This is a genomic window from Sulfitobacter indolifex (assembly GCF_022788655.1).
Classification (GTDB): Bacteria; Pseudomonadota; Alphaproteobacteria; order Rhodobacterales; family Rhodobacteraceae; genus Sulfitobacter; species Sulfitobacter indolifex.
Genome location: NZ_CP084951.1, coordinates 1,736,163 through 1,751,709, shown reverse-complemented (window position 1 = coordinate 1,751,709; position 15,547 = coordinate 1,736,163). Strand labels below are relative to the sequence as shown.

The window sequence follows — 15,547 nt, the reverse complement described above, 5'->3', positions numbered from 1 at the left end:
CGCAGATGGCACGCGGAATTCTAAGCGGGCTGATTTGGGGCGGTGTGGCCAGCATCGGCGTGGCGGGTGCGGTGTCGCTGATGATGCCCTTGCCGCTGCCACCGCAGGTGGGCGATGCACCCGGCTCGGGAACGGCGCCGGCGCGGATCAATGTGACGGATGCAGGGGATCAGGGGCGCAGCCGCGATTCCGCGCCTGTGTTGAATGCGCCCGCTCCGCGCGCTGATATGCCTGAGCAAGACAGTCTTGCCGCGCTTGACCCTGACACACAGACCTCTGCCAGCCTGCCAGAGACGGGCGGCGCAGAGGGGCTTAGCACCCCCGCCGCAGCTGAGGGCCAGACGCCGACGTCGCCGAGGGCGGAGGAGCCGGTGTTGCCCAATCCGCAGGCGATGGCCCCCGATGAGCCGCAGGCTGCCGATGAGCTTTCGATCAGCACCGAACCCGCGCAGCCGCCTGCGCCGGATGTGGCCGGTATCGAAGGCGCATTTGATGCCCCACAGGGCATGGCAGCGCCGGAGGTAGAGGAGGCCGATCCCATAACCTTGCCAGCGGAAGAAGTCGCCGTTGAGGAAGAAACGCCAGAGCCACTGCCCGAAGAGACTGGCGTGGCCGAGGCCGAGCCTGCTGGAAAGGCCGAAGCCCCTGCGCCTGCCGTAGAAGCCGAAGCCCCTGAGACTGCCGTGGAGGCCGAAGCCTCTGCGCCAGTGGAGGAGCCGGAAGCCGAAACCACCTCAGAGCCCGAGGAGACAGTTGCTGCAAGCCGCCCGGCCATCGGCACACCTGCGGCCACATTGGCCGACCGCAATTCCGGGGTCGTGATCAACCGCCCCGGGGCGGATATCGCGACGGATGGGGACGCGGAAATTGTGATCGAAGACCCGCGCCCCGTGGTGGTCAACAGCATCGCCAGTGAGCAGGTCGAGGGCAAACCGCTGATGAGCGTGGTCTTGATCGACGATGGCACCTCGGTCACCGCAGGCAGCGCCGGGCTGGCCGCGCTGCGCAGCTTTCCCTATCCGCTGAGCTTTGCCGTCGACAGTGGACTGCCTAATGCGGCAGAGCGGGTAGAGATTTACCGCGAAGCCGGGTTTGAGGTTTTGGCGATGGTCGATCTGCCGCAGGGCGCGCAGCCCAGCGATGCCGAAACCGCCTTTGCCGCCACGCTTGACCGGATCGGTCCAGTGGTGGCTGTGCTGGAAGGGACCGAGAGCGGCTTTCAGGGCAGCCGTGCGCTGACCGATCAGGTGACGGATATCCTCGCGCAGTCCGGCCACGGGCTGGTGACACAGGACAAAGGGCTCAACACCATGCCCAAACTGGCGCGGAAGGCAGGGGTGCCTGCGGATCCGGTGTTTCGTGACTTTGACAGCAAGGATCAGACCGCGCGGGTGATCCGCCGCTTTCTGGATCAGGCAGCGTTCAGGGCCGGGCAGGAGGGGGCGGTAATAATGCTGGGCCGTTTGCGGCCCGATACCGTCTCGGCATTGCTGCTCTGGGGGTTGCAGGACCGCATCAATGATGTGGCTTTGGTCCCGATCTCTGCGGTGTTGCTGCGCGAGGAGTGACCTCGCGCAGGGTTAGATAATCTCGTCTTCGTCAAACAGCGGGTCTTCTTCCAACTGGCTGGCCAGATCGCCAACGGTTGCCTCTGCCGCACGGGGGCCAAGCTTGGCGAGGTGAAAAACCGCATCGCCTTCGTTCACCACCGGCAACATTGCGCGCCCAATCAGGATGCCCGGCGCATCGGCCAATAGCTCGGCCTCTTCTTTGCCAAACGGGTCTGACACGATGGCGAGCAGTTCGCCTTCGGCCACGGTCTCTCCCTCAGCGCGGAAGGTGCGCAAAAGCCCGCCCGCAGGGGCGCGCAGCCAGTGGGACGCGGTGCAGATATAGGGCGCGCTGCGGGCGCGGGCGATGCCCTTGGCGGGCAGCATGTCTTGGCCGCGCATGACCCGTAGGATCCCCGCAAGCCCCGCACGGACGGCCATTTCGTCAAAGCGCAGCCCTTCGCCCGCCTCATAAAGCAGGATCGGCGTGCCTTGTTTTGCCGCGACCGCGCGCAAAGAACCATCCCGCAGCGGCGAGGTCAGCACCACCGGCGCGCCGAAATCCATCGCCATCTGCTGGGTCACCTTGTCAGCGGGCGAGACTCGTACCTGCGGCAGGTTCGTGCGGTGGATCGCCGCTGAATGCAGATCAACACCGAAATCACAGCGCAGCACCACCTCTTGAAGGAAGATATGCGCCAATCGTGCTCCGAGGCTGCCCGAAGGCGAGCCGGGGAAGCAGCGGTTTAGATCGCGGCGGTCGGGCAGGTAGCGTGAGCGGTTGAGAAAACCGAAAGAGTTCACCACCGGCACCACGATCAGCGTGCCACGCAAAGCGCTAAGCTGTGGCGCGCGCAGCAAGCGGCGGGTGATCTCAACGCCAATGACCTCATCCCCATGCACGGCGGCAGAGACGAACATCGTCGGCCCCGGACGTTTGCCGTGAAAGATCTCAAGCGACAGATGCACCGGCGTATGATCCGGCAGGATCGAGACGGGCAGGTCAACCGCAAGGCTACTGCCGGGGGCGACGGAATGCCCCGCGATCTGAAAGGGGGCACGGTTCGGCATGATCAGTTGTTTCCCTTGCCGCCAAAGCGCGCGGCGTCGGCAGCCGCGCGGCGGATTGCACCGGATTTGTGAACGGTTTCCATGAACTCAGCCTCTGGGTCGCTGTCATAGACAACGCCACCACCGGCTTGAATATAAAGTGTTTCGTCCTTCACGACGGCAGTGCGCAGGGCGATGCACATGTCCATGTCGCCGCCCGCGCTGAAGTAGCCCACGCCGCCGCCATAGACGCCGCGCTTCTCGGGTTCCAACTCGTCGATGATCTCCATCGCGCGGACCTTTGGCGCGCCTGAGACGGTGCCTGCGGGCATCCCGGCAAAGAAAGCGTCGAGCGCGTCGCAGCCTTCGCGCAGCTCGCCCACCACGTTGGAGACGATGTGCATGACGTGGCTGTAGCGCTCAACAATGAACTCTTCCGTCGGGCGCACGGTGCCGATTTTGGCAACCCGGCCTACGTCATTGCGGCCCAGATCAAGCAGCATGAGATGTTCTGCCAGTTCTTTGGGATCGCTCAGCAGATCGGCCTCTAGCGCGCGGTCTTCCTCCGGTGTGGCACCGCGTTTGCGGGTGCCGGCGATGGGGCGGATGGTGACTTCGTTGCCGAAGACCCGCACAAGGATTTCAGGGCTCGCGCCGACCACATGGAAGCCGCCGAAGTTGAAATAGAACATGAAGGGCGAGGGGTTGGTGCGGCGCAGGCTGCGGTAGAGCGCGAAGGGCGGCTGCGTAAAGCCTTGAGCCCAACGCTGGCTCGGCACCACCTGAAAGATATCGCCCGCGACAATGTATTCACGCGCTTTTTCCACGGCAGCTTTGTAGCCCTCATGGGTGAAATTGCTGACCGGCTCCGGCGCGTCTTCTGCGTCACCCAGATCGCGGGAGGTTTGCGGCATGGCGCGTTCCAGATCGCGCACCGCGTCCATCACCCGCTCGGCAGCTTGGGCGTAAGCAGCGCGGGCCGTTTGGCCGTCAGAAACCCAAGCGGGGGAGACGATGGTGACTTCGCCCTTCACGCCATCCAGCACGGCCACCACCGACGGGCGCATCATCACCGCATCAGGCAGGCCCAGAGGGTCGGGGTTCACGTTGGGCAGATGTTCAACCAGCCGGATCATGTCATAGCCGAGATAGCCAAAGAGGCCCGCAGCAGCTTGGGGCAGATCATCGGGCAGGGTGATCCGCGATTCTGCGATGATGTCACGTAGGCGGTCCAGCGGAGCGCCGGGCATGTCCTCAAAGGCATCCGCATCATAGCGGGCCGCGCGGTTAAGGGCTGCGGTCTCCCCTCGGCAGCGCCAGATCAGATCAGGCTTCATACCAATGATGGAATAGCGCCCGCGCACGTCGCCGCCGGTGACGGATTCCAAGACAAAGGCGTTCTCTGCCGCGCCGGTGAGTTTCAGCATCAATGACACAGGCGTGTCGAGATCGGCGGCAAGTCGGGTGTAGACGATCTGATTTTCGCCCGCTTCATAGGCGCGGGCGAAAGTGTCGAAATCCGGGGTTAGGGCCATCAAAACTGCCTATCAGGGAAAGTTCACATGCACGGCACTGACCGCGCGCTGGTCGATCTGGGGATCGGCATCGCGCATCACTGCGTTGCTGTAGATATCGAAAAGACCTTGGGCCAGCGCCTGATCCAGCTGCTGCGACAGACGGTCCATCAGCGCTTGGGTCTGATCGTTCTCGCCTGCAGCCGTTACGGAATCAACCCGCAGAACCACCACATGATCGCCCGCGGGAAGCACGGCCACGCCGCCTTCGTCGAGGTCAAAGACCTGATCCATGAAGGTGTCGGGCGTGCCATCCACATAGGAGCTGCGGGTCATGCCTTCGCCAAGCTGCGGCTCAAGACCTGCGGCTTCAAAGTCACCTCCGTCGGCCAGATCGGCAGTCAGGTTTTCGGCCTTGGCTGTCAGGGCTTCAACGATCTGCGCGTTGCGCCAAGCGGCTTCTACCTCTGCGCGGGCGGCATCGAAGGGATTGGGCCGCTCTGGCTTGGTCTCATCAAGGCGCATGGCAAAGATACCGCCGTCGTCGAGTTGGTCGATCTGAGGGAAGGCATCCGCGCTAAGCCCGGCGGCGGCCTCACGGAAGGCCCCATAGGCGGCGATGCCATCGCTGCTGTCTTCGGTCCAATCGATGGTGCCGAGGTTCATCTTGGTTTCCTTGCCGAGGTCTTCCAACGTGGCGCCCCCAGCAAGACGATCGTCAATCTCTTGGGCGCGGGCCTCCACAGCACGAGTAGCGCGGGAAATCGCGAGGGTTTCCTCGAGCACCTCGCGGGCCTCTTCGAACGGTACATTCTGCGCGGGCAGGATCGCGTTCACGCGGAAAAGGGCTGGGCCAAGCGAGCTGGGCAGTGGGCCAACGATCGCGCCGCTTTCGGCTGAAAAGACCGCGTCGCCTGCACCATCAAGATCGGATTTTGCGACATCGCCCATATCTACGTCGGCCAGAGCCAACCCGCGCTCTTCGACCAAAGCTTCAAAGGTGGTGCCATCGACTTCCAATGCCGCAGCAGCTTGATCGGCGGCCTCTTGGTTGGCAAAAACCAGACGTTCGACCAAGCGACGTTCAGGCTGATCATATTCACTGCTGCGGGCGTCATATTCGGCGCGCAATTCTTCTTCGGGCACTTCGACTTCGTCCAGCAGGTCTTCGGGGCGCAGCCATGCGTAGGTGATGCTTTTGCTGGCAGGCAGCATGAAATCATCAGCGTTGGCGTCGTAGTAGGCCTGAAGCTCTTCTTCGGTGGGCTCGGCCACGGGCGTGTCGAGGTCATCCGCGCTCAGCCGTGCCCAAGTAAAGCTGCGCTCTTCGGCGACATAATCCACCAAGGTGCGTGCATAGGTGTCAGGCATGGAAACGCCGCCTAAGACCGCGCGCTGCAGCAGTCCACGGGCGGATTCTTCGCGGATCGACGTTTCAAATTCCGCTTCGCTCATGCCGCTTTGCTGTAGCGCAAAACGATAGCCTTCGCGGTCAAAATTGCCATCGATGCCTTGGAAAGCCGAGATCGCGACGATCTCATCACGCAGGGTGGCGTCGCCGATGGAGATGCCCATCTCTGCTGCCTCGTGGTCCAGTGCGCGGTTGCGGACAATGCGCTGCAAAACGGCGCGGTCGAGGCCCATTTCCTGCGCGCGGGCAAACGACAGGCTTTCGCCTGTTTGCGCCTCAATGGCGCGGATTTCCTGCTGCAACTGGCGGGCGTATTGATCGACCGAAATTGACTTGTCACCCACGCTGCCAATGCTGCGCAGATTGCCACTGAGATTGATCGCGCCAAAGCCGCCCAGACCCAAAATAAGCAGGCCCATCAGGACCCAAACGGCGGTTTTCGAAAAGCTGAAGCCTTTTTTGGCCATGACACGGTCCCTCGTTAATTTCGGACCTGTCTATGCGTTGCGTGGCAGGGCTGCAAGCCTGTCGAAAAGCACCTCAAGACCGGCAGTGTCGAGGTTAGCAAAGGCAATCCGCAATTGGCTTTCACCGCGCGCGTCACCCTTGGGCTGGAACATCGTGCCGGGCAGGCAGAGCACCCCGGCGTCACGCACCAGTTGCGGCGCCAGATCTGCCGATGACATGCCAAACGGATGGCGCATGTAGGCAAAGTATCCGCCAAGGCCCAAGAGCTCCCAACCCAGCGGTTCGATCTTTGGCATCAGCGCCGAGATCGCCGCTCGGCGGGCGAGGATCTCTTCGCGTTCGCCAGCCAGCCACGCGCTTAGGTTCTGCATCCCCCAAAGCGCGCCGTGCTGGCCGATCTGCGCAGGGCAGATGGCCACGGTGTCGAGAAACTTTTCGACCTCCGCCAGCCGCGCTTTGCTGGCGATCAACGCGCCGACGCGGTGGCCGGTCAGGCGGTAGGCCTTGGAGAACGAATAGAGGTGTATCAGCGTGTCGTGCCAATCCGGGTCACTGAACAGTGCGTGGGGCGGGCCGGGGCGGCTGTGAAAGTCGCGGTAGGTTTCATCAAGGATCAGCGCGATGCCGTGGCGGCGGGCCAGATCGAAGAAGTCCTGCACGAGGGCTGCCGGATACTCCACGCCGCCGGGGTTGTTCGGCGTGACCAGCGCGATGGCGCGGGTGCGGGGTGTGATCGAAGCTTCGGCGCGGGCTGGATCGGGCAGCATGTCGGCCTCAACCGGCAGGGGCACCGCGGTTACGCCGCTCATGTCGAGCCACATCTTGTGGTTGAAGTACCAAGGCGTCGGGATGATTACCTCATCCCCTTCACCACAGAGCGTGGCAATGGCGGCGGCGAAGGCTTGGTTGCAGCCCGAGGTGATGCAGACCTGTTCGTCAGTCACCACGCCTGCGTATTTCTCAGCCGTTTGCCGTGCCAATTCCGCACGCAATCCCGGCAGGCCCAGCACCGGGCCATATAGATGCGCCTCATCATTGTTCAGCGTGACATCGGCCATCGCCTGGCGCAGCCCTTCGGGGGGCGGATCGACGGGGGCGGCTTGGCTCACATTGATCAGCGGTCGGTCAGCGGTGAATGTCACGCCATCCAGCCAGCGCCGCGCCTCCATCACCGGAGGGAAGAATGTGGTGGCGGTGCGCGGAAGCGACATGGGTGTATCCGGTTAGATAAGGGGCAGGGAAGGTGGCCTAGGCTCCCTCAGTCCTTGCCGCGGTAGGGTTCGACGTATTGCAGGGCCATGTCCCATGGGAAGAAAATCCATGTGTCTTGGCTGACGCCGGTGATGAAAGTATCAACCTGCGGCTCGCCTTCGGGCTTGGCATAGACGGTGGCGAAATGGGCGTTGGGGTAAAGCTCGCGCACCAGTTCGATGGTTTTGCCGCTGTCGACCAGATCATCAACGATCAAGATGCCGGTGCCATCGCCCATCATCTCTTTGTCCGGTGATTTGAGCACCTTCGCCTCGCGGCGCTGGTCAGCAGCGCCGCCGCCCGAATGGTAGGACATGACCGAGATCGTATCGACCGTACGGATGTCCAACTCGCGCGCGACGATCATCGCGGGGGCCATGCCGCCACGGGTGATCGCCACAACGGCGCGCCATGCGCCTTTGTCCGGGCCAAGCCCATCGAGCCGCCACGCCAGCGCGCGGCTGTCGCGGTGGATTTGATCCCAAGAAATGTGAAATCCCTTTTCGTGGGGCAGGCGCGAGGCGTCCTTTTCGGTGCTCATGATGTTCCTTTGCAGCAGCTGGCGCGGGAACCCGCGCGGAATGTGGTTTGGGGCGCGTTATTCCTTGGACATGTCAGGCGCGTCAACCGCCTTCATGCCGACAACGTGATAGCCCGCGTCAACATGCAGGTTTTCACCCGTCGTACCGCTGCCCAGATCCGACAGCAAGAAGAGGGCGGCCTTGCCAACATCTTCGGTAGTGACATTGCGGCGCAGGGGCGAGTTGTACTCGTTCCACTTCATGATGTAGCGGAAATCGCCGATGCCGGAGGCGGCCAGCGTTTTGATCGGCCCGGCAGAGATCGCGTTGACACGGATGCCGTCTTTGCCAAGGTCTTCGGCCAAGTATTTCACGGAAGCCTCAAGCGCGGCCTTGGCCACACCCATCACATTATAATGCGGCATGACTTTTTCGGCGCCGTAGTAGGTCAGCGTCAAGGCGCTGGCACCGGGCGACATCATCTTTTCCGCGCGCTGCATCACAGCGGTGAAGGAATAGACCGAAATGTCCATCGACATGGTGAAGTTACCACGGCTGGTGTCGACATAGCGGCCCCGCAGCTCACCCTTGTCGGAAAATCCAATGGCGTGGACGATGAAATCAAGCCCGTTCCAGCGTTCTTTCAGCCCATCAAACAACGCATCGATCGAGGCTTCGTCGCCCACGTCGCAGGGCAGAACGATGTCGCTGCCCAATTGCTCGGCCAGCGGGCCCACGCGCTTTTTCAGCGCATCACCTTGGTAGGAAAAGGCCAGCTCGGCCCCCGCATCGGCCAGCGCTTTGGCCACGCCCCATGCGATGGATTTGTCATTCGCAAGACCCATGATGAGCCCGCGCTTGCCCCGCATCAATTCGTTTCCCATTCCGCCGCCTTGTCTATGTTCCGTTTTGGTTGTCTTGGTCTAGGCGATTGCAGCGCCACCATCAAGACTGCACGCGCGCATCTGCGCCCATGGTTTGCCGCAAGGTCGGCACCTAACTGTCGGAAATTGGGTGAGGTTGTCCTTTCAGTTGCCGATCGTTAACAAATGTCATAGCGAATAACTCGGAAACTGGCGAAGACCAGTTCAAGGCTCAAACACTCTAAAAGGGGATGCCGAATGGAGACGCGGACTGGTATCTTTGCAGGGGATGATCCCTTTGCAATTGCACAGCACTGGTTGACTGAGGCGGAGGCGAGCGAGCCGAATGATCCCAATGCCATCGCGCTGAGCACGGTAGATTCGCAAGGTCTGCCCAACGCCCGGATGGTGCTGCTGAAAGAGATCGAAGCGGATGCCTTTGTTTTTTACACCAATTATGAGAGCCAAAAGGCCGAAGAGTTGGATAGCGCGGGCAAGGCGGCCTTTGTCATGCATTGGAAATCTCTGCGCCGTCAGGTGCGGGTACGAGGGCTGATTGCCCGCGAAGACGGGCCGCAGGCTGATGCCTATTACGCGTCGCGCTCGCTTAAGAGCCGCCTGGGCGCTTGGGCCTCGCGTCAGTCGCAACCTCTATCGGGGCGGGGCGCGTTGATGGCCGAAGTGGCGAAAGTCACCGCACAGCATGGGGTGAACCCCAAGCGCCCGCCGTTTTGGGGGGGGTATCGCATCGCCCCATTAGAAATTGAATTTTGGGCCGATGGCGAGTTCCGTTTGCACGACCGCTTTCAATGGCGCCGGGCCGATGTTGCGGCACCTTGGTCGGTCACCCGGCTAAATCCATGACGGTATGGCTTGTGAAGCGATGAAAGACATGTCTGAAAACGAAGCGAAACCAGCAGAGACCCAAGGTCTCCTCGATGGCGTGGTGAAATGGTTCGATCCGGTTAAAGGGTTCGGCTTTGTCGTGGCTGATGCGGGCGGGTCAGACGTCTTGCTTCATGTTAATGTCTTGCGCAATTTCGGCCAAAGCTCGATCGCAGATGGGGCGCGCATAACGATCCGCGTGCAGCAAACAGACCGCGGCGCCCAAGCCGTTGAAGTTTTGTTTATCGAGCCTCCCGACGAATTGCCTACCGCCGTGGTCGATTTCGAAGGATTTGATCCCGAGGAGCTTGCCGCTGCCGAGTTCGAGCCGGCACGCGTGAAATGGTTCGACAAGGCCAAAGGATTCGGATTTGCAAATGTCTTTGGCCGCGCAGAGGATGTGTTTCTACATATAGATGTGCTGCGCCAATCCGGACTTTGTGATTTGCAACCGGGCGAAGCGCTTGCCATGCGTGTTATAGTTGGTGATCGGGGTCATTTGGCGGCGGAGGTAAGTTCATGGGATACGGTGATAGACGGCTGAGGGCGTTGGGACATGTGGCGGGGGCGGCGCTTGCTGGCCTGCTGCTTGCCGGTTCGGCGGTGGCAGAGGTCTGCCGCCCGGATACGGTGACGCTGCGCGGCGATTGGGGCAAGGCGCGATTCTCTGTCGAGATCGCAGATGACCCAGCCGAACGTGCACAGGGGCTGATGAATCGCCGTTCTTTGCCGCTGAGTGCGGGAATGCTCTTTCTTTATGATACGCCACAGCCGCTCAGCTTTTGGATGCGCAATACGCTGATTCCGCTGGATCTGCTGTTCATTGACGAGCGTGGTGTTGTGCAGACGATCCACCATTCCGCAAAGCCTTTGGACGAAACACCGATTCTCGGCGGCGATGATCTTTTGTCGGTGTTGGAGATTAACGGCGGTTTGGCGAAACGTATGGGCATCTTAGAGGGCAGTGAGATCCGTCATCCGGCCTTTGCAGAGAACGCTCCCGCTTGGCCCTGCTAAAGACTTCACAGATTTCGCAATTTTATCACCAATCGGGGCTTTTCAATCGTCCCGCTTATAGCTAAAGAAGCGTCAGTCGGAGCGTGGCGCAGCCTGGTAGCGCACCTGTTTTGGGTACAGGGGGTCGGAGGTTCGAATCCTCTCGCTCCGACCACTTTCTTTCAGTGTCGGGATTGAAGCGCATAAGCGCTCTCAAAGCCGCCATTGTTGGGAACTTTCCTTTCCGCACAAGATATAGTGTTCCCTGCCTGATTTCTGGCAGGTGTCGGGAATCATTGCCCATAGCGTGATGATTCTGCCTCGGTCGCGCAGAACAAGGCGCGAGGCTCGTCGCTCACGTCACTTTTTTCAGACTACGGCTGGCCACTGATGGCTAAGCGACCTTTGCGGCTTGCCGCGCTGTGGAAAAATTCATCCGATATATAAATCCCACCTGCTAACCCTGCCGCCGCAAAAGATTATTTGAAAGTCAGCTCCGGCGCGGGCCTGCGGGTATCTCTGGGGATATCCTGGGGCTGAATCGCCAAAGGTTTACTGCGCGCAAACAGACAGGCTTCGGTCAACCGACAGTGTGAGAATAATTCGTAAAAAAACCGTTGACCGATTAGTCCCATCTACGCCAGTTTGTGTAAGTCAATAAAAGCGCCACAAGATGTTGTGGTAAGCGCAGGCAGGCGCTTTGGCAGTGGGACAGGGTATAAGAACCAACCTTCCGGGAAATTTGGGGCCGCTTGCTATTTTGCATGCGGCAGACGGAGGACCTGTTCCTGCTGCCCGGAAAAAGGGGATGAGGCGGTTTGCCGGGGGGCGGATCGGCTTGCGATTTCAAATGCTGGATATGAGGCCTCGACAATGAAAATTGAACGTAATTTCACTAAAGCCGGGCAGGACGCCTACGCGGATTTGGACTTTGTCACCACGGTGTCGGAGATCCGCAATCCTGACGGTTCGGTGGTGTTCAAGCTCGACAATGTCGAAGTGCCCAAATCCTGGAGCCAAGTCGCAAGCGACGTGATCGCGCAAAAATACTTCCGCAAGGCCGGCGTCCCGAGCGAGACCCGCCGCGTGAAAGAAAAGGGGGTGCCGGAATTCCTGTGGCGCTCGGTTCCAACCGAAGACGCAACCCTGGGCGGAGAGTTCTCTTCCAAGCAAGTGTTCGACCGTTTGGCGGGCGCGTGGGCCTATTGGGGCTGGAAGGGCGGCTATTTTACCACCGAGGAAGACGCCAAAGCCTATTACGACGAAATGCGCCATATGCTGGCCAGTCAGCGTGCCGCACCCAATAGCCCACAGTGGTTCAACACTGGCCTGCACTGGGCCTACGGCATCGATGGTCCGGCGCAGGGGCACTACTATGTCGACTACAAAACCGGGAAACTGACGCGCTCCAAGTCCTCCTATGAGCATCCGCAGCCACATGCTTGCTTTATCCAGTCCGTCGCGGATGATCTGGTGGGCGACGGTGGCATCATGGACCTCTGGGTGCGCGAAGCGCGACTGTTCAAATACGGCTCAGGCACAGGCACTAACTTTTCATCGCTCCGCGGAGAGGGCGAGAAGCTGTCGGGCGGCGGCAAGTCGTCGGGTTTGATGGGGTTCCTCAAGATTGGGGACCGCGCCGCAGGCGCCATCAAATCCGGCGGCACCACCCGCCGCGCCGCCAAAATGGTGATCGTCGATGCCGACCACCCCGATATTCAGGACTTCATCAACTGGAAGGTGCTCGAGGAGCAAAAGGTCGCATCAATCGTGGCAGGCTCCAAGATGCACGAGCAGAAACTGAACCTGCTGTTTGACGCGATCAAAGCATGGGACGGCAAGGCAGAAGATGCCTATGACCCGGCCAAGAACGATCAGTTGAAGCAGGCGATACGCGAAGCCAAAAAGGTCACGATCCCTGAGACTTACGTCAAGCGCGTGTTGGACTATGCCAAGCAGGGCCACACCTCTATCGAATTCCCGACCTATGACACCGACTGGGATTCGGAAGCTTATAACTCGGTCTCCGGCCAAAACTCGAACAACTCAATCCGGGTGACCAACGCTTTCCTCACCGCCGTCGAAAAAGACGCCGATTGGGAACTGATCAGCCGCACCGAAAACCGGGTTACCAAGACGATCCGGGCCCGCGACCTCTGGGATCAGGTCGGCCACGCCGCCTGGGCCTGTGCCGATCCAGGGATCCAGTACCACGACACCGTCAACGACTGGCACACATGCCCCGAAGATGGCGCGATCCGCGGCTCGAACCCATGCTCAGAATACATGTTCCTCGACGATACGGCCTGTAACTTGGCGTCTATGAACTTGTTGACCTTCCTCAAGGACGGCGAGTTTCAGGTCGAAGACTACATGCACGCTTCGCGCCTTTGGACCGTGACCCTAGAGATCAGCGTGATGATGGCGCAGTTTCCTTCGAAGGAAATCGCGCAGCGGTCATATGACTTCCGCACGCTGGGCCTTGGCTATGCGAACATCGGCGGTCTGCTGATGAACATGGGCTATTCCTATGACAGCGACGAGGGGCGCGCCCTTGGCGGCGCGCTCACCGCGATCATGACCGGGGTGGCCTATGCAACCTCTGCCGAGATGGCGGGTGAGTTGGGGGCCTTCCCGGGCTACTCTAAAAACGCCGCGCATATGCTGCGTGTCATCCGCAATCACCGTCAAGCGGCCTATGGCGAAGCGGAGGGGTACGAGCAGCTTTCGGTCAAGCCGGTGCCGCTGGATCACGCCAATTGCCCACAGGACGGGTTGGTAGACGTGGCCAAATCCTGCTGGGACGAGGCACTGAAATTGGGCGAGACGCATGGGTATCGCAATGCGCAGACCTCGGTTATCGCGCCCACCGGCACCATCGGTCTGGTGATGGATTGCGACACCACAGGGATCGAGCCGGACTTCGCCTTGGTGAAATTCAAAAAGCTCGCGGGCGGTGGCTATTTTAAGATCATCAACCAATCGGTGCCTGCCGCGCTTGAAAAACTCGGCTACGGCTCTGCCCAGATCGAAGAGATCGTCGGCTATGCGGTGGGCCACGGCACCATCGGCAACGCGCCGAGCATTAACCATACAACATTGGCAGGCCACGGCTTTGGCGCAAACGAGTTGGCGAAGGTTGATGCCGCACTAAAGCAGGCCTTCGACATCCGTTTCGTCTTTAATCAGTGGACCTTGGGCGAAGCCTTCTGCACGCAAGTTCTGGGCATTCCAACAGAAAAGCTGAACGATCCCACCTTCGATCTGCTCCGTTCTTTGGGATTCTCTAAGGCAGACATTGAAGCCGCCAACGACCACGTTTGCGGTACTATGACGCTGGAAGGTGCGCCGCATCTGAAAGAAGAGCACTACGGTATCTTCGATTGCGCCAATCCCTGTGGCAAAAAGGGCAAGCGCTACCTGTCGGTCAATAGCCACATCTACATGATGGCGGCGGCGCAAAGCTTTATTTCGGGGGCGATCTCTAAGACGATCAACATGCCGAATGACGCGACCATCGAAGACTGCCAGAAGGCATATGAGCTTAGCTGGTCCTTAGGCATCAAAGCCAACGCGCTTTACCGTGACGGCTCAAAACTGAGCCAGCCGCTGGCCGCTGCTCTTGTCGAAGACGACGAAGACGCCGCCGAGACGCTGGAAAGCGGAACGCCCCACGAAAAGGCTGCCGTACTGGCCGAGAAGATCGTTGAAAAGGTGATCATCAAAGAGATCATCAAGTCGCACCGCGAGAAGATGCCGCAGCGCCGCAAGGGCTATACCCAAAAGGCGAATGTGGGCGGGCACAAAGTCTATCTGCGCACTGGCGAATACGAAGACGGCAAGCTGGGCGAGATCTTCATCGACATGCACAAGGAAGGTGCGGGTTTCCGCGCAATGATGAACAACTTCGCCATCGCAGTCTCCGTGGGTCTCCAATACGGCGTGCCGCTTGAAGAGTTTGTCGACGCTTTCACCTTCACCAAGTTCGAGCCCGCAGGCATGGTGCAGGGCAACGACAGCATCAAACAGGCGACCTCGATCCTTGATTATGTGTTCCGCGAGTTGGCCGTGTCCTACCTCGACCGAACCGATCTGGCGCATGTAAAGCCCGAGGGGGCCACCTTCGACGACTTGGGTCGTGGCGAGGAAGAGAACTTGGCCAACGTGAGCGAGCTAAGCGAAGGTGCGGCAAATAAATCTTTGGAGGTGCTGAAACAGATCAGTTCCTCCGGCTATTTGCGCAACCGTCTGCCGCAGGAATTGGTGGTTTTACAAGGGGGGCAAAACATCAATGCAAGCCATGGTATGCGACCCTTAGCGGAGACCGGCAGCGCCAGTGCATTAGCCGTGGCGGTGAAAGACCCGGCCTCAGACGCGCCCCGCGCAGTTGGCTTCGACGCGCGGACCAAGGCCAAAATGCAAGGCTATGAAGGCGAGGCCTGCGGCGAATGCGGCAACTACACACTGGTGCGCAACGGCACTTGCATGAAATGCAACACCTGCGGTTCCACGAACGGGTGTTCTTGATATGTCAATCTGTCTGGCAGGCGTGAAAGCGAGTTCCGGCATTCCGATCCTACGTTATTCGGCAACACATTTTTGAACTTTGTACCGTTTTGAAATGCCGGTTCGCAGGAGCGGCGTCAAACGGACCCACAGTCGGTAACAGCAGCTCAGCCGCTACCGGCCAACTGTAGCTCGGAGGGAACACGCGAAACACTTATCTGTGTAACGTTTCTGCGGAGAACGAACCGCCTTTCTGCGCAGAACGAACCGACTTCGACCCCAAAATGAGTTCGCTTAGGTTTCAGTCCAGCCCATCGCTGGAACCAAGGGTAAGTGCCGCGCGTTGATCTCCTTTGCATTACGAGGCGTCAAGTTTTTCAGGAGGTGAAGCATATGGCTAACAGAAACTCTCAGCCGGGGACTATTTCTAGGAGGGGATTGCTATCGGCCGTTTCCGCAGTCTCATTGCTTTCCCTCACGCAGATACCGACCCGAGCCTTTGCAGAAAATTTGGACGTAGAAGGGTTTTTAG

General features: G+C 60.1%; 11 protein-coding genes and 1 tRNA gene. 6 read left to right on the top strand and 6 right to left on the bottom strand.

The window, feature by feature from the left end:
- Positions 1-5: 5 nt before the first annotated feature.
- The gene (locus DSM14862_RS08560; RefSeq protein ID WP_007119854.1) at positions 6-1,568 is read left to right on the top strand and encodes a polysaccharide deacteylase family 2 protein; all 1,563 of its coding nucleotides are present in this window, start codon (positions 6-8) and stop codon (positions 1,566-1,568) included.
- A 12-nt stretch (positions 1,569-1,580) separates the two neighbouring features.
- Here DSM14862_RS08560 and DSM14862_RS08555 read toward each other — a convergent pair whose 3' ends face one another.
- Genes DSM14862_RS08555 through fabI form a run of 6 tightly spaced genes read right to left on the bottom strand, consistent with a single transcriptional unit; the run spans position 1,581 to position 8,649 of the window.
- Entirely contained in the window at positions 1,581-2,621 is a 1,041-nt protein-coding gene (locus DSM14862_RS08555; RefSeq protein ID WP_007119853.1) for a succinylglutamate desuccinylase/aspartoacylase family protein, read from the bottom strand.
- Between the two features lie 2 nt (positions 2,622-2,623).
- Positions 2,624-4,135, bottom strand: a complete 1,512-nt coding sequence (trpE, locus tag DSM14862_RS08550; protein ID WP_007119852.1) for an anthranilate synthase component I — start codon at positions 4,133-4,135, stop codon at positions 2,624-2,626.
- A 12-nt stretch (positions 4,136-4,147) separates the two neighbouring features.
- Positions 4,148-5,992 (bottom strand): peptidyl-prolyl cis-trans isomerase, encoded by a 1,845-nt coding sequence (locus DSM14862_RS08545; protein WP_007119851.1) that lies wholly within the window; start codon positions 5,990-5,992, stop codon positions 4,148-4,150.
- Positions 5,993-6,022: 30 nt separating this feature from the next.
- Positions 6,023-7,204 (bottom strand): aminotransferase, encoded by a 1,182-nt coding sequence (locus DSM14862_RS08540; protein WP_007119850.1) that lies wholly within the window; start codon positions 7,202-7,204, stop codon positions 6,023-6,025.
- 47 nt (positions 7,205-7,251) lie between these two features.
- Complete coding sequence (gpt, locus tag DSM14862_RS08535) at positions 7,252-7,785, bottom strand: xanthine phosphoribosyltransferase (protein ID WP_007119849.1); 534 nt, start codon at positions 7,783-7,785, stop codon at positions 7,252-7,254.
- A gap of 57 nt (positions 7,786-7,842) precedes the next feature.
- On the bottom strand, positions 7,843-8,649 hold the full coding sequence (gene fabI, locus DSM14862_RS08530; protein WP_007119848.1) for an enoyl-ACP reductase FabI: 807 nt from the start codon (positions 8,647-8,649) through the stop codon (positions 7,843-7,845).
- A 237-nt stretch (positions 8,650-8,886) separates the two neighbouring features.
- On the opposite strand from fabI, the gene pdxH reads away from it, so the two are divergent.
- The 5 genes from pdxH to DSM14862_RS08505 all read left to right on the top strand — a co-directional run bounded on the left by pdxH (position 8,887) and on the right by DSM14862_RS08505 (position 15,036).
- On the top strand, positions 8,887-9,492 hold the full coding sequence (pdxH, locus tag DSM14862_RS08525; protein ID WP_007119847.1) for a pyridoxamine 5'-phosphate oxidase: 606 nt from the start codon (positions 8,887-8,889) through the stop codon (positions 9,490-9,492).
- A 28-nt stretch (positions 9,493-9,520) separates the two neighbouring features.
- Complete coding sequence (locus DSM14862_RS08520) at positions 9,521-10,057, top strand: cold shock domain-containing protein (protein WP_083804564.1); 537 nt, start codon at positions 9,521-9,523, stop codon at positions 10,055-10,057.
- The gene (locus tag DSM14862_RS08515; protein ID WP_050770386.1) at positions 10,033-10,530 is read left to right on the top strand and encodes a DUF192 domain-containing protein; all 498 of its coding nucleotides are present in this window, start codon (positions 10,033-10,035) and stop codon (positions 10,528-10,530) included. Before DSM14862_RS08520 ends, DSM14862_RS08515 begins: the two co-directional genes overlap by 25 nt.
- 77 nt (positions 10,531-10,607) lie before the next feature.
- Positions 10,608-10,684 (top strand) — tRNA-Pro (locus DSM14862_RS08510).
- A 698-nt stretch (positions 10,685-11,382) separates the two neighbouring features.
- Positions 11,383-15,036, top strand: coding sequence for a vitamin B12-dependent ribonucleotide reductase (locus DSM14862_RS08505; RefSeq protein WP_007119844.1), 3,654 nt, complete (start codon positions 11,383-11,385; stop codon positions 15,034-15,036).
- Positions 15,037-15,547: the final 511 nt, after the last annotated feature.

Bases quoted from the DNA above. Each gene is read 5' to 3' on its own strand.
- DSM14862_RS08560 (WP_007119854.1), top strand. From the start codon at position 6: ATGGCACGCGGAATTCTAAGCGGGCTGATTTGGGGCGGTGTGGCCAGC.
- DSM14862_RS08555 (WP_007119853.1), bottom strand. From the start codon at position 2,621: ATGCCGAACCGTGCCCCCTTTCAGATCGCGGGGCATTCCGTCGCCCCC.
- trpE (WP_007119852.1), bottom strand. From the start codon at position 4,135: ATGGCCCTAACCCCGGATTTCGACACTTTCGCCCGCGCCTATGAAGCG.
- DSM14862_RS08545 (WP_007119851.1), bottom strand. From the start codon at position 5,992: ATGGCCAAAAAAGGCTTCAGCTTTTCGAAAACCGCCGTTTGGGTCCTG.
- DSM14862_RS08540 (WP_007119850.1), bottom strand. From the start codon at position 7,204: ATGTCGCTTCCGCGCACCGCCACCACATTCTTCCCTCCGGTGATGGAG.
- gpt (WP_007119849.1), bottom strand. From the start codon at position 7,785: ATGAGCACCGAAAAGGACGCCTCGCGCCTGCCCCACGAAAAGGGATTT.
- fabI (WP_007119848.1), bottom strand. From the start codon at position 8,649: ATGGGAAACGAATTGATGCGGGGCAAGCGCGGGCTCATCATGGGTCTT.
- pdxH (WP_007119847.1), top strand. From the start codon at position 8,887: ATGGAGACGCGGACTGGTATCTTTGCAGGGGATGATCCCTTTGCAATT.
- DSM14862_RS08520 (WP_083804564.1), top strand. From the start codon at position 9,521: ATGTCTGAAAACGAAGCGAAACCAGCAGAGACCCAAGGTCTCCTCGAT.
- DSM14862_RS08515 (WP_050770386.1), top strand. From the start codon at position 10,033: ATGGGATACGGTGATAGACGGCTGAGGGCGTTGGGACATGTGGCGGGG.
- DSM14862_RS08505 (WP_007119844.1), top strand. From the start codon at position 11,383: ATGAAAATTGAACGTAATTTCACTAAAGCCGGGCAGGACGCCTACGCG.